The organism is Candidatus Pelagibacter sp. HIMB123 (genome assembly GCF_052048195.1).
Taxonomy (GTDB): Bacteria; Pseudomonadota; Alphaproteobacteria; order Pelagibacterales; family Pelagibacteraceae; genus Pelagibacter.
Genome location: NZ_JBNAIL010000012.1, coordinates 78,971 through 99,378, shown reverse-complemented (window position 1 = coordinate 99,378; position 20,408 = coordinate 78,971). Strand labels below are relative to the sequence as shown.

General features: G+C 29.2%; 23 protein-coding genes. 9 read left to right on the top strand and 14 right to left on the bottom strand.

The features are described 5' to 3' along the window. Positions 1-663: a haloacid dehalogenase type II gene (locus ACTTBL_RS03640; protein ID WP_440643658.1), complete on the bottom strand. Its 663-nt coding sequence runs from the start codon at positions 661-663 to the stop codon at positions 1-3. 16 nt (positions 664-679) lie between these two features. Here ACTTBL_RS03640 and ACTTBL_RS03635 point away from each other — a divergent pair, with 16 nt between their 5' ends. From ACTTBL_RS03635 to ACTTBL_RS03595, 9 genes are all read left to right on the top strand, one after another. Continuing rightward, positions 680-1,378: an RsmE family RNA methyltransferase gene (locus ACTTBL_RS03635; RefSeq protein ID WP_440643657.1), complete on the top strand. Its 699-nt coding sequence runs from the start codon at positions 680-682 to the stop codon at positions 1,376-1,378. A 61-nt stretch (positions 1,379-1,439) separates the two neighbouring features. Then, positions 1,440-2,255 carry a cytochrome c oxidase subunit II gene (gene coxB, locus ACTTBL_RS03630; RefSeq protein WP_440643656.1) on the top strand — a complete coding sequence of 272 codons (816 nt, stop codon included), beginning with the start codon at positions 1,440-1,442 and terminating at the stop codon, positions 2,253-2,255. Position 2,256: 1 nt separating this feature from the next. Next, on the top strand, positions 2,257-3,891 hold the full coding sequence (gene ctaD / locus ACTTBL_RS03625) for a cytochrome c oxidase subunit I (RefSeq protein WP_075536509.1): 1,635 nt from the start codon (positions 2,257-2,259) through the stop codon (positions 3,889-3,891). A 33-nt stretch (positions 3,892-3,924) separates the two neighbouring features. After that, positions 3,925-4,836 (top strand): heme o synthase, encoded by a 912-nt coding sequence (gene cyoE, locus ACTTBL_RS03620; RefSeq protein WP_440643655.1) that lies wholly within the window; start codon positions 3,925-3,927, stop codon positions 4,834-4,836. 118 nt (positions 4,837-4,954) lie between these two features. Beyond that, complete coding sequence (locus ACTTBL_RS03615) at positions 4,955-5,488, top strand: cytochrome c oxidase assembly protein (RefSeq protein ID WP_023854768.1); 534 nt, start codon at positions 4,955-4,957, stop codon at positions 5,486-5,488. Positions 5,489-5,497: 9 nt separating this feature from the next. Next, a complete protein-coding gene (locus tag ACTTBL_RS03610) occupies positions 5,498-6,286 on the top strand; it encodes a cytochrome c oxidase subunit 3 (RefSeq protein WP_023854769.1) in 789 nt (262 codons plus the stop codon). Between the two features lie 9 nt (positions 6,287-6,295). Beyond that, complete coding sequence (locus ACTTBL_RS03605; protein WP_440643654.1) at positions 6,296-6,949, top strand: SURF1 family protein; 654 nt, start codon at positions 6,296-6,298, stop codon at positions 6,947-6,949. After that, the gene (gene thrC, locus ACTTBL_RS03600; RefSeq protein ID WP_440643653.1) at positions 6,950-8,329 is read left to right on the top strand and encodes a threonine synthase; all 1,380 of its coding nucleotides are present in this window, start codon (positions 6,950-6,952) and stop codon (positions 8,327-8,329) included. Beyond that, entirely contained in the window at positions 8,329-8,814 is a 486-nt protein-coding gene (locus ACTTBL_RS03595; RefSeq protein WP_440643652.1) for a peroxiredoxin, read from the top strand. The genes thrC and ACTTBL_RS03595 overlap by 1 nt, the downstream gene beginning before the upstream one ends. Here ACTTBL_RS03595 and rnhA read toward each other — a convergent pair. The 13 genes from rnhA to ACTTBL_RS03530 are packed head-to-tail and all read right to left on the bottom strand — an operon-like array spanning position 8,806 to position 20,401. Next, positions 8,806-9,231: a ribonuclease HI gene (rnhA, locus tag ACTTBL_RS03590; RefSeq protein ID WP_440643651.1), complete on the bottom strand. Its 426-nt coding sequence runs from the start codon at positions 9,229-9,231 to the stop codon at positions 8,806-8,808. The genes ACTTBL_RS03595 and rnhA overlap by 9 nt on opposite strands. Continuing rightward, on the bottom strand, positions 9,231-10,196 hold the full coding sequence (locus ACTTBL_RS03585; protein WP_440643650.1) for a homoserine kinase: 966 nt from the start codon (positions 10,194-10,196) through the stop codon (positions 9,231-9,233). The genes rnhA and ACTTBL_RS03585 overlap by 1 nt, the downstream gene beginning before the upstream one ends. Before the next feature lie 2 nt (positions 10,197-10,198). Next, positions 10,199-11,143 (bottom strand): 4-hydroxy-3-methylbut-2-enyl diphosphate reductase, encoded by a 945-nt coding sequence (ispH, locus tag ACTTBL_RS03580; protein ID WP_440643649.1) that lies wholly within the window; start codon positions 11,141-11,143, stop codon positions 10,199-10,201. After that, positions 11,133-12,068, bottom strand: a complete 936-nt coding sequence (locus tag ACTTBL_RS03575; RefSeq protein WP_440643648.1) for a Brp/Blh family beta-carotene 15,15'-dioxygenase — start codon at positions 12,066-12,068, stop codon at positions 11,133-11,135. The genes ispH and ACTTBL_RS03575 overlap by 11 nt, the downstream gene beginning before the upstream one ends. 1 nt (position 12,069) lies before the next feature. Further along, positions 12,070-13,134, bottom strand: coding sequence for a lycopene cyclase family protein (locus ACTTBL_RS03570; RefSeq protein WP_440643647.1), 1,065 nt, complete (start codon positions 13,132-13,134; stop codon positions 12,070-12,072). Next, complete coding sequence (locus ACTTBL_RS03565) at positions 13,121-13,972, bottom strand: phytoene/squalene synthase family protein (protein WP_440643646.1); 852 nt, start codon at positions 13,970-13,972, stop codon at positions 13,121-13,123. The genes ACTTBL_RS03570 and ACTTBL_RS03565 overlap by 14 nt, the downstream gene beginning before the upstream one ends. Next, positions 13,972-15,432: a phytoene desaturase family protein gene (gene crtI / locus ACTTBL_RS03560; RefSeq protein WP_440643645.1), complete on the bottom strand. Its 1,461-nt coding sequence runs from the start codon at positions 15,430-15,432 to the stop codon at positions 13,972-13,974. Before crtI ends, ACTTBL_RS03565 begins: the two co-directional genes overlap by 1 nt. Before the next feature lie 39 nt (positions 15,433-15,471). Then, a complete protein-coding gene (locus tag ACTTBL_RS03555) occupies positions 15,472-15,984 on the bottom strand; it encodes a F0F1 ATP synthase subunit B family protein (protein ID WP_256998221.1) in 513 nt (170 codons plus the stop codon). Continuing rightward, positions 15,959-16,549, bottom strand: a complete 591-nt coding sequence (locus ACTTBL_RS03550; protein WP_440643644.1) for a F0F1 ATP synthase subunit B family protein — start codon at positions 16,547-16,549, stop codon at positions 15,959-15,961. The genes ACTTBL_RS03555 and ACTTBL_RS03550 overlap by 26 nt, the downstream gene beginning before the upstream one ends. A gap of 4 nt (positions 16,550-16,553) precedes the next feature. After that, entirely contained in the window at positions 16,554-16,781 is a 228-nt protein-coding gene (locus ACTTBL_RS03545; RefSeq protein WP_006997791.1) for a F0F1 ATP synthase subunit C, read from the bottom strand. A gap of 17 nt (positions 16,782-16,798) precedes the next feature. Further along, positions 16,799-17,533 carry a F0F1 ATP synthase subunit A gene (locus ACTTBL_RS03540; RefSeq protein WP_072090806.1) on the bottom strand — a complete coding sequence of 245 codons (735 nt, stop codon included), beginning with the start codon at positions 17,531-17,533 and terminating at the stop codon, positions 16,799-16,801. A 9-nt stretch (positions 17,534-17,542) separates the two neighbouring features. Continuing rightward, positions 17,543-17,818 carry an AtpZ/AtpI family protein gene (locus ACTTBL_RS03535; protein ID WP_075484905.1) on the bottom strand — a complete coding sequence of 92 codons (276 nt, stop codon included), beginning with the start codon at positions 17,816-17,818 and terminating at the stop codon, positions 17,543-17,545. A 9-nt stretch (positions 17,819-17,827) separates the two neighbouring features. Then, positions 17,828-20,401 (bottom strand): chromosome segregation SMC family protein, encoded by a 2,574-nt coding sequence (locus tag ACTTBL_RS03530; RefSeq protein ID WP_440643643.1) that lies wholly within the window; start codon positions 20,399-20,401, stop codon positions 17,828-17,830. Positions 20,402-20,408: the final 7 nt, after the last annotated feature.

The window sequence follows — 20,408 nt, the reverse complement described above, 5'->3', positions numbered from 1 at the left end:
TTATAATATATCAAGTAACTTACTAAGATCTTCGATTTGATGTTTTGGGATATAATCTAGATTATCAAAAGTATTGTTGCTTCTATTAACCCAAATAGAATTATAACCATAGTTTCCACCACCTGAAACATCCCAAGTATTTGCACTTAAAAAAGCAACTTCATTTGTTTGAATTCGATATTGCTTTATTGGAAGATCGTAAACTTTAGAGTCTGGTTTATAAACTCCAACCTCTTCAATTGAAAAAATATCATTAAATATATTTTCTAAATTATTACTCTTAACCAATTCATCAAGCAGGGAAGGAGTACCATTTGAAAGAATAGCAAGTTTAAAATTTTTTTCTTTTAGTGATTTTAAAACTTCTGGAACTTCTTTAAATGGTGAAAGAATTTTATAAAGATCTAATAACTCATTTCTCATTGAAGAATCTATCTTATAAGCTTTCATAGATTTATCTAAACTATCCTCTGTTACCTGCCAAAAATCCTTGTGACGTTTCATTAAACTTCTTAGCCAAGTATATTCTAATTGTGTTGTTCTCCAATAATTGGCGAAACCTTCCCACTTATCACCTATTTTATCTTTACATTTTTCAGCAGCTGAATTGACATCAAATAAGGTGCCGTAAGCATCAAAAATTATTGCTTTAATATTTTTCATAAACTAACTTATCAATATGAGTAACATTAGATTATTTTATTCAAAAAGTTTATCTCTTAATTTGACTGACAAACTTGATAAATCTCAATCTCACTATGTTTCAAAAGTAATGAGACTTAAAGAAAAAGAAGTTTTTTCTCTTTTTAATAATAGTGGAGAATGGGAAGCGAAAATCGTAAATATTACAAAAAGCACAGTTGAGTTTAATGTTACAAAACAATTAAGAAATAAAGAAAATACCAAAGAACTCTGGTTAGCTTTCTCCCCAATCAAATCAAATTACTTCAATTTCATGATGCAAAAAGCAACGGAGCTTGGGGTAACTAAGTTTTTACCATTAATCTTAGAAAGAACGATTGTTAGGAAGATTAATAAAGAGAGATTGGAAAAAGTAATCATAGAAGCTGCCGAACAATCAAACAGAACAACTGTTCCATCAATTGAAGAGCCTCAAAAATTAAAAAGCTTTCTAAATAATGATATGGATTTAATTTTTACTGATCTCAACACTGCTAATACAAAAATTGACATTAAAAAGTTAACCACCAAGCCTACTTGCGTAATCATTGGACCAGAGGGAGATTTTTCTGAGGAGGAAAGGGAAGAGATTCTCAAATTTAACGACGTTCAATCAATTAAAATCAATGAAAACATCTTGAGATCTGAAACGGCTGTAATTTCTGCCTTATCGATCATAAATTACGCCATTAATTGATATTTTGTCGCTAAAAGTAAAAGTGTATTTTTTTAAAAGACACTCTATATAGGGTAAAAAAATGAAAAAATTTTTATATATATTTCTAACATTCTTTATCACTTCAAGCGCATTCGCTAATCAACCAGTCGATTGGCAACTAGGCTTTCAAAAGGCTGCTTCCGAGACCATGAGAGATATAGTTAACTTTCATGATAAATTGCTGTTACCAATTATTATAGCAATAAGTGTTTTTGTTCTATTTTTAATGGTTTATGCTTGTATAAGATTTAGAGCTTCAGCAAATCCAGTTCCATCAAAAAGAACTCATAATGTTGCTGTTGAAGTTTTATGGACTTTAATTCCATGTTTAATTCTAATCGTGATGGCGGTTCCATCATTTAAAATTTTATACAAACAAGATGCAATTCCAAAAGCAGACATAACTGTTAAAGCTATTGGATATCAATGGTACTGGGGATATGAGTATCCAGATGAAAATATTTTCTTCGACTCTTACATGATCGAAACTAAGGACTTAAAAGAAAACGAACCAAGACTGTTAGCTGTAGATAATGAACTGGTTGTTCCAGTAAATAAAGTTGTTAAGGTAATGATCACTGCTAATGATGTTCTACATGCTTGGGCACTCCCTTCATTTGGAGTAAAACGAGATGCTGTGCCTGGGAGAATAAATGAAACTTGGTTTAAAGCAGAAAAAGTTGGAACTTATTATGGTCAATGTTCTGAACTGTGTGGAATTAAACACGCGTTTATGCCAATTGAAGTTAGAGTTGTTACTGAAGAGGAATATCAAGATTGGTTGTTAGACGCTAAAGTCAAATTTGCAAAAGAAATCAATGAAGAAGATCAAATTAAAAAACTAGCGAGTAAATAATATGTATACACAAACAGCATCACACGACGATCATCATACACCAACTGGTTGGAAACGTTGGGCTTATTCAACTAACCACAAAGATATTGGAACCATGTATTTAATATTTGCAATTATTGCAGGTGTAATTGGTACAGCATTCTCAGTTTTAATGAGAATGGAATTGATGCATCCTGGTGATGGAATTTTAGGTGGAAACTATCATTTATATAACGTCTTAGTAACAGGTCATGGCTTAATCATGATATTCTTTATGGTGATGCCAGCAATGATTGGTGGATTTGGAAATTGGTTTGTTCCAATTATGATTGGTGCACCAGATATGGCATTCCCAAGAATGAATAATATTTCATTTTGGTTGTTACCCACATCATTTATTTTATTAATAATGTCAATTTTCATGGATGGCCCTCCAGGTCAAACAGGAGTAGGAGGAGGATGGACAATATATCCTCCGTTATCATCTACAGCAGGTCAACCAGGTCCTGCAATGGATTTTGCAATTTTAAGTTTACACTTGGCTGGAGCTTCTTCAATTTTAGGTGCAGTTAATTTTATTACAACAATCTTGAACATGAGAACACCTGGCATGACATTGCACAAAATGCCATTATTTGCTTGGTCAATATTAGTAACTGCTTTCTTATTATTGTTATCATTACCAGTATTAGCAGGAGCAATTACAATGCTTCTAACAGATAGAAACTTTGGAACAGCTTTCTTTGATGCACAAACTGGTGGAGACCCAGTTCTATTCCAACATTTATTTTGGTTTTTTGGTCACCCAGAAGTTTATATTTTAATTTTACCAGGTTTTGGAATGATCAGTCATATTGTTTCAACATTTTCTAGAAAACCAGTTTTTGGATACTTAGGAATGGCTTATGCAATGGTTGCAATTGGAATAGTTGGTTTTGTTGTTTGGGCTCACCACATGTATACAGTTGGTTTAAGTACTGATACTAAAGCATACTTTTTAGCTGCAACTATGATCATTGCAGTTCCAACCGGTATAAAAATATTTTCATGGATAGCAACCATGTGGGGTGGTTCGATTTCATTTAAAACTCCAATGGTTTGGGCTTTAGGATTTATATTTTTATTTACTGTTGGTGGAGTTACTGGTGTAGTTCTTGCGAATGCTGGAGTTGATACTGCAATGCATGATACATATTATGTTGTTGCCCATTTTCATTACGTTTTATCATTAGGAGCTGTGTTTGCCATCTTCGCTGGTTTTTATTACTGGTTTGGAAAAATGTCTGGTTATGAGTACTCAGAGTGGATGGGTCAATTACACTTTTGGTTAACTTTTATCGGAGTAAACTTGGTTTTCTTCCCACAACACTTTTTAGGTCTTGCAGGAATGCCAAGAAGGTATGCTGACTATCCAGATGCTTTTGCAGGATGGAATTACATTTCTTCAATTGGTTCTTATATTTCTGTAATTGGATTGGTAGTATTTTTTATAAACCTTGCTTATGCGTTTTATAAGAAAAAAGCTGCAGCACAAAACCCATGGGGAGAAGGCGCTACAACTTTAGAATGGACTGTACCATCTCCACCTAATTTTCATACTTTTGAAGAATTACCAAAGTTTGAAGATGAAGAGGGTGTTGAAAAATCTACTAGCTAAATTTAGCAAATAAGATTTTTTAACTTTAAATTAATGATTAAGTCTAAATTAAAAAATAGAAACTTATCTCAAGAAGACGCCTTTAATTTATCTGAATTATTTAAATTAATGAAACCAAGAGTAATGTCTTTGGTTATCTTTACTTGTGCAGTTGGATTGTTAATGGCTCCTAATATAATTCCAACAAAAGATGCAATCATTGGAATAATTTTAGTTTCAATTGGAGCAGGAGCAGCTGGGGCTTTAAATATGTGGTACGAGTCTGATTTAGATGCTCTTATGACAAGAACCTGTTTGAGACCAATTCCGACAGGCAAGGTAAATAGAAATCAAGCACTAGTATTTGGAATTTTTCTTTCAATTTTTTCTGTAATTGCGCTTGATTATTATTCAAACAGAATATCAGCTAGTTTATTACTTTTTACTATTTTGTTTTATGTGTTTGTTTATACAATTTGGTTAAAAAGAAAGACTCCACAAAATATTGTGATAGGAGGAGCTGCAGGAGCATTACCCCCAGTGATTGGTTGGACTATAGCTACCAATTCTTTGACTTTTGAGCCAATTACATTCTTTTTGATTATATTCTTTTGGACGCCTTCGCATTTTTGGGCTTTAAGTTTGTATAAATCAGATGATTACAAAAAAGCAAAGATTCCAATGCTTCCTTTAACAAATGGTGTTGAGAGTACAAAATTAAATATATTTATCTATTCTTTAACAATGTTACCAGCAATTGTTTTACCATATGCTATTGGTTTTGTGGGTATAACTTTTTTAATCCCATCATTAATTTTGACAATTTATTATAATTATTTATGTTTCGAACTTTATAAATTTAAAAAGAACAAATTTGATGCAAAAAAAGCAAAATCTATTTTTGGATATTCAATTTTGTATCTATTTTTGATTTTTGTTCTTTTTTTAATTGATAAAATTTTATGATAACGCCTGACAAGAAAACAAAGAAAAAAAATATTATAACTGCAATAGCAATTTTAGCGTTTATGGTATTTTTATTTGTTTTTACTTTATACAACGTTGGAGTATTTGATAGACAGATATGATTAAAAGCAAAACATTAACTCCTTTACTTTTGGCTGGGATTTTTGTCCTTATGTTAGGATTGTCTTTTGCGGCAGTGCCTTTGTATGATCTGTTTTGTAGAGTCACAGGCTTCGGTGGAACAACCCAAGTATCTAAAGAGGCCCCAAAAATAGTTTTAGATAAGGTTGTAAGCGTGAGGTTTGATACAAATGTGAATAATCTTGAATGGAATTTTAAGGCAAAATCGAACGTGATTGATGTAAAGGTTGGCCAGGTCAACAGAATAGAATTTGAAGTTGAGAATATTGGAGATGAAACTACTTATGGTGTTGCTAGTTTTAATGTGTCGCCAGCAAGTTTCGGTAAATATTATAGTAAATTAGGATGTTTTTGCTTTGAAAAACAAGAGTTGAAGGCTGGTGAGAAGGCTACTTATGTGATGACTTTTTATTTAGACCCTGAACTTGTAAATGATCCAACAACAAAAAATCTACAAGATGTAACCATGTCGTACACTTTTTTCTCGACAGATTACTATAAACAATCATAATCACTAAAAATGTCAGCAGAAAAAAAACACGATTACCACTTAGTTGATCCAAGTCCTTGGCCAATCTATACATCGTTTGCATGCTTAGTATTAGCAATAGGTGCAATTTTTTATATGCATAATGGTATTTCCTGGGGAATGTATCTTGGTTTAGCGTTATTAATTTATGGCGCGTACATGTGGTTTAGAGATGTAGTTATCGAAGCTGAACATCAAGGTCATCATACTCCTGTTGTTCAAATTCATCATAGATATGGAATGACTTTATTTATTGCTTCAGAGGTAATGTTCTTTGTTGCATGGTTCTGGGCTTACTTTGATATAAGTTTATTTCCAAATGAATTTGTTGGAAATGTATGGCCTCCCAAAGATATTGAAACGTTTGATCCTTGGGACATTCCTTTAATAAATACTCTAGTTTTATTATTATCAGGAACAACTGTTACTTGGGCTCATCACGCTTTATTAGAAGATGATAGAAAAGGATTTATACAAGGTTTAACACTAACTGTTATTCTTGGTTTCTTTTTTACATTATTGCAAGCATACGAATATCATCACGCTACTTTTACGTACTCAGGACATATTTATGGAGCTGTATTTTATATGGCAACAGGTTTTCATGGTTTTCACGTCATAATTGGAACGATATTTTTAGCAGTATGCTTGTGGAGAGGAAGACTAGGTCATTTTACTAAAGATCATCATTTTGGATTTGAAGCAGCTGCTTGGTACTGGCATTTCGTTGACGTAGTGTGGCTATTCTTATTTGCTGCAATTTATATTTGGGGAAGTTAATATTTATCCTTGAAGAATAAATTACTATTTTCAGTTTTTGTTTATTTTATTATTTTAATTCTTCTCTCCCTAGGGTTTTGGCAAATTTATAGATTAAATTGGAAATTAGAGCTAATTGAGCAAATAGAAAATTCTTTAAAAAACGACCCAGTGGAATTATCCAATGTTGAAAAAAAAAACTATCTTAGAATAAAAACAAGTGGAGATATTGATTTTGATAAACAAATTTACTTATATAATTTAAATGATGCAGGGAAACCTGGATTTGAGGTAGTTAATCCAATAAAAATTGGTGACGTCAATTACTTAATGAATAGGGGATGGATACCTTTTGAAAAAAAAAACCTACCTGAAATAAATTTAGTTGATCAAAATAAAATAGTCGGCACTCTTATGCTACAAACTAAACCAAGTACATTTAAACCAGAAAACGATATTGAGAAAAATTATTGGTTTACTTTGAATAGAGAAGATATTTCAAAATTTACTGGAAGAAATTTTTCAGAGTATGTCATTTATTTAAACGGGGATTACAAAATTCCAAAACCAAGAGTGATTACTGCTAAAATTTCAAATAATCACAAGAAGTATGCAATTACTTGGTTTTCTATGGCGATTTCAATTCTTTTAATATATTTATATTTCAGGAAAAAAAATTATTAAATGAGATACGTAAGTACAAGAGACACATCAAAAACCTTTGAATTTAAAGAGGTTTTTATCAAAGGCCTTGCTGATGATGGAGGCTTATTTATTCCAGAAGAATTAACGAAATATACTGAAAATGAAGTTAAAGATTTTAAAAAACTAAGCTACTCAGAGTTAGCCAAAAAGATTGTTTATCCATTTATTGGTAATTTCATGTCACAAGCAGAATTAAGTAAAATTATTGATAAGTCTTACTCTACATTTAGACGGGATAATGTTGTAGATTTTATAAAACTTGGAGACAGAACTGTGTTAGAGCTGTTTCATGGTCCAACTTTAGCTTTTAAAGATGTTGCTATGCAACTTTTAGGTAACTTTTACGAGTATTACCTAAATAATGAAAATCAAAAGATTAATATTGTTGTTGCCACATCTGGAGATACTGGTGCTGCAGCAATTGATGCAATAAAGGGTAAAAAAAATGTTAATATTTTTGTGCTTCATCCAGATAATCGTGTTTCACCAGTTCAAAGAAAATTAATGACAACTGGTAAAGATGAAAACGTATTTAACATAGCCATTAAGGGAAATTTTGATGATTGTCAAAACTTAGTTAAATCCATGTTTGCAGACAAGAAATTTTCAAATGATATTAAAATGTCAGGTGTAAACTCTATTAACTGGGCGAGGATTATTGCTCAAAGTGTTTATTACTTTTATAGTTATTTATCAGTTGAAGATGTAAATGAACCAACAAATTTTTCAGTGCCGACAGGAAATTTTGGAGATGTATATGCAGGATATTTAGCCAAAAAAATGGGCTTGCCGATAGATAAATTGATTGTTGCAACTAATCAAAATGATATTTTACATAGAGCAATTTCAAAAGGTAGTTATGAAGCAGAAAAAGTTTCAGAAACTATCTCCCCAAGTATGGACATACAAATAGCCAGTAATTTTGAAAGACTTATATTTGATCTTAATAATGGAGACGATCAACAGACTTCTCTAGATATGAAAAATATTAAAGAGAAGGGACAGTATTTAATAAATGACGATAAATTAAATAAAATTAGCGAAAACTTTTTATCAGCTAGAATGAGTGAGGATGAGACCTTAGAGGTAATTAAAAATGTATATGAAAAATTTGCAGTAGTTTTAGATCCACACACAGCTATTGGGTATGGAGCATTTGATAAACATAACTTAATAGGAAACAATATCGTGCTTGCAACAGCACATCCCTGCAAGTTTCCAGGTGCCATTCAAAGTGCAATTAATGTGAAAGCAGAATTGCCCAATGAATTAACTTTTGTTTTAGATCAAAAAGAAAATTATGATATTGTTGAAAATGATATTGAAAAAGTAAAACAACATATTAAAGATAGAACATAATGAAAATAAACGAAAATGGTTTACTGCCTAATTCAGAAGTATTTGTTTTAGAAAATGGTGAGCCAACTAAAAAAAAAATTGAAGATTTTTTCAAAAATAAAAAAGTAGTCTTATTTGGATTACCAGGTGCTTATACATCAGTGTGTTCTGCTAAACATTTACCTGGTTATGTTAAGTTGCATGATAAGTATAAAGAAAAAGGTATTGATCATATTATTTGCATATCTGTAAATGATCCTTTTGTTATGAATGCCTGGGGAAAAGAAAATAATGTAGGCGATAAAATTATTATGATGGGAGACCCTTTTTTAAACTTTACTAAAGATATAGGTGCGGATGTTGATAAAAGTGGTAGAGGTTTAGGTATTAGATCAAATAGATACACGATGTATGTTGAAGATATGAAGGTTATTAAGTTACAAGAAGAAAAAGATACTGGATCTTGTGAAATTTCAGCAGCAGAAAACTTTTTAAATTTAATCTAAATTCGCAGCTTTTTTAGCTAATAAGTCTACTTCTTCATTCATAGGATTTCCATCATGAGCCTTTACCCAATTCCATTGAACATTAAGTGATTGATTTAAATTATATAATTCAATCCACAAATCTTTATTTTTAACATCTTCTTTTTTTGATGTTTTCCAATTATTAGCTAACCAAGTATTAATCCATTCGGTTATTCCATTTTTTACATATTGAGAGTCAGTATATATTTTTATTTCAACACCAGGCTTCATATCCTTCAGTGCATTAATTGGAGCAAGTAGCTCCATTCTATTATTTGTAGTGTTTTTTTCACTACCACTAATTTTTTTTATTTCTTTTTCATCATTTATAATGGCAGCCCATCCACCATTACCAGGATTTGTTAAACAAGAACCGTCTGTATAAATAGTAATCATTAATTTAAATAGTCTTTAAATGAACTTAAATTATTGTGAGAAAGCAATTTTTGATAATATTCATTAGGGTCTTTAATTTTAATCAATGCTGTTTTTGGTGTATTTGAGTAGTCATACAATCTTGTTAATAAATATCTTAATGCTGCACCTCTACATAAAATATTTATAGATTTCTTTTCCTTTATTGAAATTTTTTTAACACTTTCATAGCCTTTGATTAAATTTTTAATTTTTTTATGATTCAGTTGGAATTTTCTGTTTTTATAGTCAAAACAAAGAGCATTGATGCATATAGCAATTTCATACATAAAATAATCATTAGCAGCAAAGTAGAAATCTATAATTCCTGAAAGTTTATTTTTTTTGAAGAATATATTATCTATAAATAAGTCACCATGGATAATACCTTTAGGTAATTGTTTAGGCCAATTTTTATTAATATCTATTAGGTTATTTTTTAAGAATACTTTTAAATTTGAATACTTTTTTGACTTAAATTTAATACTCTCCAACAAAGGTTTTAAATTTCTAATACCCATTGAATTTTTTCTATTAAGCTTTATTTTATTTGTGACCACATGCATTCGAGCAATTGTTTTACCAATTGCATAACAATCATTTATATTTAATATTTTTTTATCTTTACCCTCTAAGAATGAAACAATACATGCAGTTTTATTTTTTAATTTAATAAGGTATTTATTACTTTTAGTTTTCAGTGGTTTGGGACAGTTTATTTTTGAATTATTCAAATTATCCATTAACTTCATAAAAAAAGGTATTTCTTTTTGTAAAACTCTTTTTTCAAAAATAGTTAAAATGTATTTTTTATTTTTTGATTTAAGAATATAGTTTGTGTTTTCTATTCCTTGCTTAATGCCTTTAAAACTTTTTATTTTATCAATATTAAAACTTTTATTAATAATATTAATTTCTTTTTGATTTATTTTTGTATAGACAGCCATTTTTAATTTAATTTTTTGGGAACTTTAAATACTACATCTTCTTTAATTATTTCAACTTCATCGATACTTATAGAAAATTTATTTTTTAAATCATTAAGAAAATTTTCAACTAATATTTCTGGTGCAGATGCTCCTGAAGATATACCTATAGTATTGCAATTTTCTATTTGATCATACGGTATTGAGCTTTCTGAGTGAATAAGTTGTGAATTTTCACACCCTGATTTCTTTGCCACCTCAACAAGCCTAACAGAATTTGAAGAGTTTCTACTTCCAATAACAAAAAACATATCACAACTCTTTGCAATATTTTTTACTGCCGTTTGACGGTTAGTAGTTGCATAACAAATATCTTCTCTCATTGGCTCTTTTATATTAGGAAAATTGGTTTTTAAAATTTTGATTATTTCTTTTGTGTCATCAACTGACAAAGTAGTCTGAGTAATATATGCTAATTTTTTGTCTTCTTTATTTTGATAGTTTATAGCCTCTTTCTCATTTTGGATTAGATCTATAGAACCTTCTTTTAATTGACCCATTGTCCCAATTACTTCAGGATGATTTTCATGACCAATTAAAATTATATGGTAACCGGCTTTATTAAGATTTTCTGCTTCTCTATGAACTTTAGAAACAAGTGGACATGTAGCATCCACATAAGTCATTTTATAACTTTTTGCATCTTCAGGTATTTTTTTTGGAACACCATGCGCTGAAAAAATTACCGGTCTTGATTTATCCTTTATCTCCTCCAGCTCTTCAACAAATATTGCCCCTTTATTTTTTAAATCATCTACAACATACTTATTGTGTACTATTTCATGACGCACATAAACCGGAGCTCCAAATTTTTGTATAGATTTTTCAACTATTTCAATTGCTCTTTCCACCCCAGCACAGAACCCACGAGGCGCAGATAATAATATTTTTAATTTTTTATTTTTCATTTTTTTCTAAAAAATATTCCAGCAATATATGTGGAAAGGTTAAAGACGCCAAACCTATAAATATTATTTTTAAAATTGCACTTTCTAAATTAAATGAATTATTCATTAGATAAAGTGCAATAAAAGAAAAAATAGCAGTTAAAATTGTTAAAGGTAAAGCTTTATTAACAAATAATTTAAATCCATTAACTATACTATTTGGATCAAGTTCAATAGCGAGAGAAATTGAATGTCTTATTGAATGTAAAAAACAGAAATAAACAGTAAAAGCTATTAGTGGAGATAAATAATAATTTAATATCAAAATTGAAAAATAATCTAAAAAAACAACAAATTTCTTGATTTCAAAATTCTTTAAGAAAAGAAAAATACTAGATAGTGTGCTGCAGAATATTCCTATTTGAATTACATTATTTGTCTCAATAAAATCTAAACTTGAATAAAATGTCTCATTATTGATTAATAATAATTTGAAAATCGCTATTGTTTCCTGAAAATGAAAATACAAAGGAGCAAGTATAATTAATAATCCTTTAAAAAAATAAAGTATTTGAGTGAAATAAGATTTTTCATTAATCAAAAATTGTGTATCTTCTTTGCCAAAGTGGTAGGAAGCGATCATTAAAAAAATAATTAAAGTTATTGATGGTAACAATATCCAAGTTACGACAACTAATACCGAAATTAAAATATATATAATGTAGAATATATAACTTGATTTTATATTAAACAATTTAAGCAGTTTTTTCCCTTTAATATGATCTAATGAACCATGGGAAACCCCTATAATTAAAATTAAAAGTAAACACAAAATTGATGAAATATTAAAATTATTAAACTTGAACAATAAAATACAAAAAATGTTTACAACAAAGAAAAAAATAAATGAATGATTTAGATTTATTTTTTTTATTTTATTGTTCATTTTAAATTAATTCTTTTAAAAATTTCCACTTTGGCATTTTTAGAATTACCTCTAAATCTTCAAAAAAACTGCTTTTATTTGATAAAAAATTGATAGCTGTTTTAGGTTTTGAATTAAAAACTTTGAAAAATATATTTCCCATTTCATTGGAATTATTTTTTAGAACTCTTAATAAGATTTTATCTAAAAAATCATATTTTGAATTAATTTTAAATAAATTTACATTTTTAATATTTTCTATGTTTTCTCTTATATATCTGCTCTGTTCTTGAATATTTAGGAACGTATAACCTGTACTTAATCTAGTCATGCCTCCTGCTGAGCCTATATAAATTTCATTTAATTTATTTATATTTTTTTGTCTAAAAAGTGGAATTGCACCAGTTTCTTTGAAATTGATTTTACAGTTTCTGATATTTAGGTTGTTACTTAAATAATTGTCAATTTGTTCATCATAATCTTTGAGTTTTTCATCATTTAGCTCAGATATCCAAGTAGTTTCAACTAATGCATTCCTTTTAGTAAATGGTAACGTATAAAAAAAATGAACTTTGTTTCTTTGATCACAAGCAAAGTCCATCAAATTGAAAATTTCGTCATCAAAAAAGTCTTTTTCTGTTTCTATTTCAACTCCACAAAAGTGTTGCCATAACTCACTCTGTTTATTCTCAAAATTAGGTACACTATTAAATACAATTGAATTTGATTTATCTATTTCATCAATACTTTTAAAAAACTGAATATTTTTATTTAATTTAAGTTTTGAAAGTATTTTTTCGTAGAACATACCACTATCAATTGTTTGATATGGCGTATGTTCACAATTTATATATTTCGTATTATTGGGTGTATTTATTGTAAAATTATTCCAACTTTTTTTGACACAGTCATCAAAATTATGGGAAAAAACTTTCCAAAATGACCAGGTTTTATCTCTTTTATAATCTTCTCTTGGTTCAATTATTGCTAGGGTTTTATCTTTTAATTTTTCATAAACTTCCAGCTCATATGCTAATGAAAGACCTGCGCAACCTCCTCCTATAATTGTATAATCAAATTCTTTCATTTAAATTTATTTCTTCATTAATTAAATTATGGTCATGATTAATATTATCATCGTTTTTACTTATAAGTGATAACTTAATTAAGTCAAAAATAGATAAAAAGGTTTCAATAATTTTTTCAATATTTGAAACATAAATTTTTCCAGACTTTTTATAATTTTCTATGTTTTGTTTATTTAAGATTTTATATCCTATTTTTCTATAAACCCTTCTTGCTACTAAAATAGAAAATCTGAAACTTAACGGTATTTCTTTAATTGAGTAAAATGAATTTTCATAAAACTTTTCTGAAAGCTTGATTGTGGTCTTTATGTCCTCAAAACTTTCATTGATATAAAATCTATTATTTTTTTTATCTTCCATAACGTCTCTAGAAATGTTTGTTAATTGCATAGCAATCCCAAGATCAATAGCTGATTTTAGAGATGGTTCTTTGTGAACATTCAATATCTTAGCCATCATCAATCCAACTGTTCCAGCCACCCTATAGGAATAAATTAATAATTCTTTTTTTGAATTAAGTTTAACATTTTCTTTTATATCAGAATTAATACCCTCAAATAAATCATCTACAATTTTAGTTGAAATACTAAATTCATTAATAAGACCCCACATGTTTTTAATAACCGGATCATCGTAATTTTTATTAATAAAATTATTTCTAAATTTAATAAAATTATCTTTTTTTACTTCTATCTTATTTTCATCATCAGCAATATTATCTGCTTCTCTACAAAAATCATAAAGCGCAGAGCATTTTTCATAGGTTTTTTTTGGTAAAAAAAAACCTGCCCAATTAAAAGATTTTGCGTAAATAGCTAAATAATTCTTTGTTAACATTAAAATAATTTATCTAAAACTTTTGCTGAAGAGAGAACACCTGGTACCCCAGCCCCAGGATGTGTTCCTGCACCAACAAAGTATAAACCATCATATATTTCAGATTTATTATGAAATCTAAAGTACGCGGATTGTGTAAATTTAGGTTGAATTGAAAACCCTGATCCAAATTTTGTATTTAATTCTTTTTCAAAGTAATCAGGTGTTAGATAAAAGTCCTCAACTATATTATTCTTAAGATCTGGCATTAAGTCTTTTTCCATTTTTTCAATTACAAGATTTTTCATTTTCTCACCTTCAGTTTCCCAATTTATTTTTGATTGATTGTTGGGAACAGGCACTAACACATAAAAACAATCATTTCCATCTGGGGCCATAGTTTTATCGGTCGCTGTAGGTCTGTGAAGATAATAGCTAATATCGTTATTTAATTTTTTCTTATCAAATATATCATCAAGATGTTCTTTATACTTTTCTCCAAACTTTATTGTATGATGTTCAACATTCTCATAAATTTTTTTTGTTCCAAAATAGTAAACAAATAAACCCATAGAATATTCCATTCGATTTTTTTTCCAATTAAACAACATGGAATTCTCGTTGCTTTTACTTAACATTTTTTCATAAAATACAGGTGGATCTGCATTACAAACAACATTATCTGCACCAATTTCATTGTCATTATTTAATTTTACACCACTTATTTTATTATTTTTTGATATAATTTCTGTAACTTCACTGTTTTTTATTATTTCAATACCAACCTCATTCATTAATTTTTCTAAGCCTTTAATTATATTTCCTGTTCCTCCAACTGAATAATGTATTCCCCATTTTTTTTCTAAATAAAGAATTAATCCATAAATAGAAGTGGTGGTAAAGGGATTTCCCCCAACTAGTAAAGGATGCATGCTAAGCATTCTTCTTAATTTTTCATTTTTTATATAAGATGAAACAAGTGAGTAAACTGATTTATAACTTTTAAGTTTTAATAGTGCAGGCAATTGTTGCATCATTACGAAAGGTTTATCAAATGGCACATCTGCAAGTTCTAAAAAACCTTTATCAAATATTTTTTTTGTAAATTTAACTAATTTTTCATATCCATTTACATCTTCTTTGCTAAGTTTCTCAATTTGGTCTCTCATCTCTATTTCGTCGCCTGAATAGTTAAATTTAGTTTTGTCCTCAAAAATAAACTGATACCAAATTTTAAGTGGAGTTAGTTCTATATAATTTTTTGGATCTTTATTGAATAACTCGAACAATTCATTAATTAAGTAGGGTGCAGTAATTACTGTTGGTCCAGCATCATATATAAATCCATTTTTTTTAAAAACTCTTGCTCTTCCACCTAGATCTGGATGTTTTTCAATTAATTTTACGTTATGTCCTTTTGCCTTAAGTCTTAGCGCTGCTGCGATCCCGCCAAATCCCGATCCAATGACTATAGAGTTCATTTTAATAATTTATAGCTTTTTTGAAAAATTGTAAGTGTATTATGAGTTAATTTTTTTTAACTCTGCTTTAGTTTCATCTAAATTTTTTTGAAACACAGCATCTAATTTTGATTTGTCTACAGATGTAGTTATTATTTTTTTAACTGAGTCCACGGCAATTTTTATTGATGCGTCCTTAATTTCTTTTAAAGCCGCTTCTTTCATCTGACTTATTTTATTCTCAGCTAAATTTTTTTTAATTTCTGATGATTTATGAAACTTATCATTCATCTCAATTATTAATCTATCTGCATCTTTTTTGGCGTTCTCAAGAATTTCGTTGCTAACAGACTGAGCTGTATCTAATTTTTTTTGTGAGTTATCTAATAGTGTTTTTGCCTCAGTTCTTAATTTTTCACTTTCATCAATTTCATTTTTAATGTCAGATATCATTTTATCTAACATTTCAGAAATTTTTTGAGGAATTTTAAGGTAAATTAACGCTCCAAAAAAAATAATAAATGATACGGCTACCCAAAATGTTGCATCAATTGCCATAGTATTTATCTCCATTTCTTTTAGATAGATCGTCAACAATTGCAGATATACTACTATTATTTACTTCAGCTCCAATTAGTTTTTGCAATAACTCAGATGAAGTCTCAATAGCAATTTTATTTATTTTATCTGGTGCATTTTTTCTTAATGCATCTATTTCTTTTTCAGCCTCAGCAATTTCATTATCAATTTGCTTATCAAGCACTTCTCTTTTTGCACCAATGTCTTTTAGCGCTTTTTCTCTTGCTAGATTGAAAATACTATTAGCCTCAAGTTTACTTTTAGATATAATTTCATCATATTCTTTTAGTTTTGCATCACTATCTTCTCTTTGTTTCTCAGCAGCCTCAATATTTTCTAATATTTGGGATTTTCTCGATTCTAAATTGTTACTAATTTTTGGTAGTATTAGTTTAGATAAAACTAAATACATAATACCAAAAGTAAGTATTAGCCAAAAAATTTGAGAAACCCAAAACTCTGGATTTAATTGAGGCATACCTCCGCTTTCAGCTGCAAAAGCTTCTTTAATAAAAAAGAAGCTAAAAAATATTGACTGAAAATATATTTTTTTAACCATCAATTTAAAACGCAAAGAGAATGATTAACGCAACTACTAATCCGAATAATCCTGTAGCTTCTGCAAGTGCAAAACCTAAAAGCAAGTTAGGAAATTGTTTTTGTGCTGCAGATGGATTTCTCATTGCACCAGACAAATAATTTCCAAAAATTATTCCAATACCAACACCGGCTCCAGCTAAAGCAATTGCTGCTAAACCTGCTCCGATCATTTTTGCTGCTTCTAATTCCATTATATCCTCCTCTGTTATTAATGGTGTAAATTTAATGCATCATTTAAATAGATGCAGGTTAAGATTGCAAAAACATAAGCTTGAAGAAAAGCAACTAAGATCTCCAAACCAGTTAACGCAACCGAAAAACTTAGTGGAAGCCACCCACCAACTATTCCAAGGCTAATTACGAAGCCTCCGAAAACTTTCATCATTGTATGACCAGCCATCATATTGGCAAATAATCTAACTGACAAACTTATAGGTCTACTTAAATAAGAAATAATTTCTATAACAACAATTAAAGGGAGTAATACTGCAGGTACTCCACTTGGAACAAATAATTTTAAATATCCAAATCCATGTTTAATAAACCCAATTACAGTCACTCCAATAAATATAAATGCTGCGAGCACAAATGTTACAATGATATGACTGGTTACAGTGAAAGTATAAGGTATCATTCCAAACATGTTACAAAATAGAACAAACATGAATAGAGAAAATATAAATGCAAAGTATGGTTTAGCTTTTGATCCAGCTGTATCGCTAATCATTTTGGATACAAAGGTATAGCTAAGTTCTGCTAATAATTGAATTTTGTTTGGTAGTATTGAATTTTTTTTTGATCCTAAATTAAAGATTAACAAAATAGATACAGTACTTAAAATCATAAATAAACTAGCGTTCGTAAATGATATGTCGAATGCTCCAACTTTAATTTCAGGTCCAATTCTATAAACATCGAATTGGGACATAGGATTTGCTGCCATAATACTAATTTATTTTTGCATTTTTTTTGCGGATCTAATCACATTGGTTATTCCAGCAACTACACCAACAAAAAAAAATATTAATATAAACCAGGGTTTAGTACCAAAGGTCTTGTCAAAAATAAACCCAATAATTGTCCCCACAGCTACTGCAGAAACAAGTTCTGTGCTCAATTTGAATGCAGTTCCTATAGGAGAGGGGTCATTCTTCTTATTGTAGAGATTTTTCTTTGAAATCTTGCTTTTTGCAATCTCTAAGCGAGTTTTGAAAGGGTCTTTTGGCATTTATATAGTTTAAGCAACCATACTCTCTGCTTTTTGTAAATCAACAGCCACAAGCTGACTAATTCCTTTTTGAGGCATAGTTACCCCATATAGTCTGTTCATTTTTGACATGGTTAAAGCATGATGAGTTACAATTATGAATTTGGTGTTGGTTATTTTAATTAGTTCCTCAAGTAAACTACAAAATCTTGTTACGTTAGCATCGTCAAGTGGTGCATCAACCTCATCTAATACACATATAGGAGAAGGGTTAGTTAAAAATACTGCAAAGATTAAAGAGAGTGCAGTCAATGCTTGTTCACCTCCAGATAACAAAGTTATAGATTGAAGTCTTTTTCCAGGAGGACTAACTAACATTTCTAAACCTGCTTCAAGTGGATCATCAGAGTCCACTAATTCTAATTTGGCATTTCCACCATTGAAAAGTTTTGTATAAACTTCATTAAATTTTCTATTAACTTTTTCAAAAGCTTCAATCAATCTTTCTCTTCCTTTTTGATTAAGTTCATTAATACTATCTTTAAGTTTTACGATAGCGGTAACAAGATCGGCACGATCTTGTTCCATTTTTTTTATCTCTTCTTCATATTTACTTGTTTCTTCATCTGCTTTTAAATTTACAGATCCTAATTTTTCTCTTTCTTGTTTTTTCTTGTCCAAAGCATCTTCTTGATCAACTGAATTTGGAAGCTCTTCTACTCCGTTTAAATTTGAATTTTCTAAAATATTATCTTCATTTAAATTTAACTCAGAACTAATTCTATCAAGGAGATCATTTTTTCTTTTTTGCAGGCCTTCAATTGTAGCTCCTGAGCTTGCTTTTCTTTCTCTGATTTGAATTGATTGTTCTTGAATTTCATTTAATTGCGTTCTTAACATTTCAATTTTTTGATCTGTTTCATCTATAATCGCTTCATTATCAATTTTTTCTTTATCAGAAATTCTTAAATTTTCTGAAATTTGACCTTTTCTTTCAGCTTGCGCTCTAGGTTGATTTTCTAAATCACTTAATTGTTTTGACAATTTTTCTTTTCTTTGTGTTAGTTCGTTAACCATTTTTTCTGAGTTAGTTAATAAATTTTTCCAACTTTCAATTTCCGTTTCAATGGTTTTAATTCTTTCATTTCTTTTTATAGACTCATTTTTAATTGATTGATTTTTACTATATGCATCGGCATATTTTTCTTGGAGTAATTTTATATTTTCTGATTTTTCGCTAACTCCTAATAACTCACTTCTAGATCTCTCATTTTTTAAATCATTTAAAAAACTATCTAGCTCCATATTACATCTATCTAGAAGTGTTAATGCTTGATTTATTTCATTACTATCTATTAATTCTTTTACCCTTGATATAGTGTTTTTTACATTTCTTATTGGACCAACACTTATATTTACAGTTTCTTCTGCTAAACTGTTTACAACTTCATCAACAGCTTTTTGTTCTTCTTTAAGTTTATTTTTTGCACTTTCTAACTCTTCATTAGATAATTTTTCTGTTTCAAAATACTTCGAGTCTGTCTCAATTAATTCAGTTTTTTCTTCCTTCAATCTTTTTTCATTTGAGTTAGCATCTATGATTATCCCTTTTTCTCTCGTGATATCATCATCAAGTGTTTGAATTGATTTTTTGATGCTTTCTATCTCATCTTGAATTCTTGTATTTTCCTCATCTAAACTTTGAAGTTCTAAATTAAGTCTTTGTATCCTTGATAAATTTTCAATATTTTTCTCTCTCAATGGATTTACCTTATCTGTAAAAGTTTTAATTGAGTTTTCTAATTCAGATATTTTGTTATTAAATCCTTCTACTTCTCCTTCTGCCTCAGTATTAATTTCATTTTCTATTTTAATTTCTTTATCTATTTCTAATAATTTTAAATAATACAAACCTGCCTCAATTTTTTTAATTTGATCTGAAATTAGTTTGTATTTTGTTGCCTCTTCAGCTTGTTTTTGAAGATTTGCTAATTGTTTTTCTTGCTGTCTTCTTAATTCATCTGCTCTTTTTAAATTATTCTCAGCCGCACCTAATCTTAACTCAGCCTCATGTCTTCTAACGTGTAAACCTGATATTCCTGCAGCTTCTTCTAAAATAGCTCTTCTATCTGTTGGTTTTGCAGTTACTAATGCACCTATTCTTCCTTGGCTAATCATAGATGGAGAGTGTGCACCAGTCGAAAGATCTGCAAAAAACATTTGCGCATCTCTTGCTCTTACTTCTTTATCATTAATGTAAAATTTAGATCCTTTATCTTTTTCTATTTTTCTTCTAACCTGTATTTGCTCCAACTCGCGGTATTGTATTGGACCTTCTTTATCTTTGTTTTCAACTTCAATAGATACTTCTGCAATATTTTTTGATGCTTTATTAGATGTTCCTGAAAATATAACATCCTCCATACCAGATCCACGCATACTTTTTGCCGAGGTCTCTCCCATTACCCATCTTAAAGATTCTACAATATTAGATTTTCCACAGCCGTTAGGACCCACTATACCCGTAAGACCATCCTCAATTAAGAAGTTGGTTTTTTCAGCAAAAGATTTAAATCCGTTTAATTGGATTTTTTTAAACTCCATGCACTAA

Bases quoted from the DNA above. Each gene is read 5' to 3' on its own strand.
- ACTTBL_RS03555 (WP_256998221.1), bottom strand. From the start codon at position 15,984: ATGGAGATAAATACTATGGCAATTGATGCAACATTTTGGGTAGCCGTA.
- ctaD (WP_075536509.1), top strand. From the start codon at position 2,257: ATGTATACACAAACAGCATCACACGACGATCATCATACACCAACTGGT.
- ACTTBL_RS03570 (WP_440643647.1), bottom strand. From the start codon at position 13,134: ATGAAAGAATTTGATTATACAATTATAGGAGGAGGTTGCGCAGGTCTT.
- coxB (WP_440643656.1), top strand. From the start codon at position 1,440: ATGAAAAAATTTTTATATATATTTCTAACATTCTTTATCACTTCAAGC.
- thrC (WP_440643653.1), top strand. From the start codon at position 6,950: ATGAGATACGTAAGTACAAGAGACACATCAAAAACCTTTGAATTTAAA.
- ACTTBL_RS03585 (WP_440643650.1), bottom strand. From the start codon at position 10,196: ATGGCTGTCTATACAAAAATAAATCAAAAAGAAATTAATATTATTAAT.
- rnhA (WP_440643651.1), bottom strand. From the start codon at position 9,231: ATGATTACTATTTATACAGACGGTTCTTGTTTAACAAATCCTGGTAAT.
- cyoE (WP_440643655.1), top strand. From the start codon at position 3,925: ATGATTAAGTCTAAATTAAAAAATAGAAACTTATCTCAAGAAGACGCC.
- ACTTBL_RS03640 (WP_440643658.1), bottom strand. From the start codon at position 663: ATGAAAAATATTAAAGCAATAATTTTTGATGCTTACGGCACCTTATTT.
- crtI (WP_440643645.1), bottom strand. From the start codon at position 15,432: ATGAACTCTATAGTCATTGGATCGGGATTTGGCGGGATCGCAGCAGCG.
- ACTTBL_RS03565 (WP_440643646.1), bottom strand. From the start codon at position 13,972: ATGTTAACAAAGAATTATTTAGCTATTTACGCAAAATCTTTTAATTGG.
- ACTTBL_RS03595 (WP_440643652.1), top strand. From the start codon at position 8,329: ATGAAAATAAACGAAAATGGTTTACTGCCTAATTCAGAAGTATTTGTT.
- ACTTBL_RS03610 (WP_023854769.1), top strand. From the start codon at position 5,498: ATGTCAGCAGAAAAAAAACACGATTACCACTTAGTTGATCCAAGTCCT.
- ACTTBL_RS03545 (WP_006997791.1), bottom strand. From the start codon at position 16,781: ATGGAATTAGAAGCAGCAAAAATGATCGGAGCAGGTTTAGCAGCAATT.
- ACTTBL_RS03530 (WP_440643643.1), bottom strand. From the start codon at position 20,401: ATGGAGTTTAAAAAAATCCAATTAAACGGATTTAAATCTTTTGCTGAA.
- ACTTBL_RS03540 (WP_072090806.1), bottom strand. From the start codon at position 17,533: ATGGCAGCAAATCCTATGTCCCAATTCGATGTTTATAGAATTGGACCT.
- ACTTBL_RS03615 (WP_023854768.1), top strand. From the start codon at position 4,955: ATGATTAAAAGCAAAACATTAACTCCTTTACTTTTGGCTGGGATTTTT.
- ACTTBL_RS03535 (WP_075484905.1), bottom strand. From the start codon at position 17,818: ATGCCAAAAGACCCTTTCAAAACTCGCTTAGAGATTGCAAAAAGCAAG.
- ACTTBL_RS03575 (WP_440643648.1), bottom strand. From the start codon at position 12,068: ATGAACAATAAAATAAAAAAAATAAATCTAAATCATTCATTTATTTTT.
- ispH (WP_440643649.1), bottom strand. From the start codon at position 11,143: ATGAAAAATAAAAAATTAAAAATATTATTATCTGCGCCTCGTGGGTTC.
- ACTTBL_RS03635 (WP_440643657.1), top strand. From the start codon at position 680: ATGAGTAACATTAGATTATTTTATTCAAAAAGTTTATCTCTTAATTTG.
- ACTTBL_RS03550 (WP_440643644.1), bottom strand. From the start codon at position 16,549: ATGGTTAAAAAAATATATTTTCAGTCAATATTTTTTAGCTTCTTTTTT.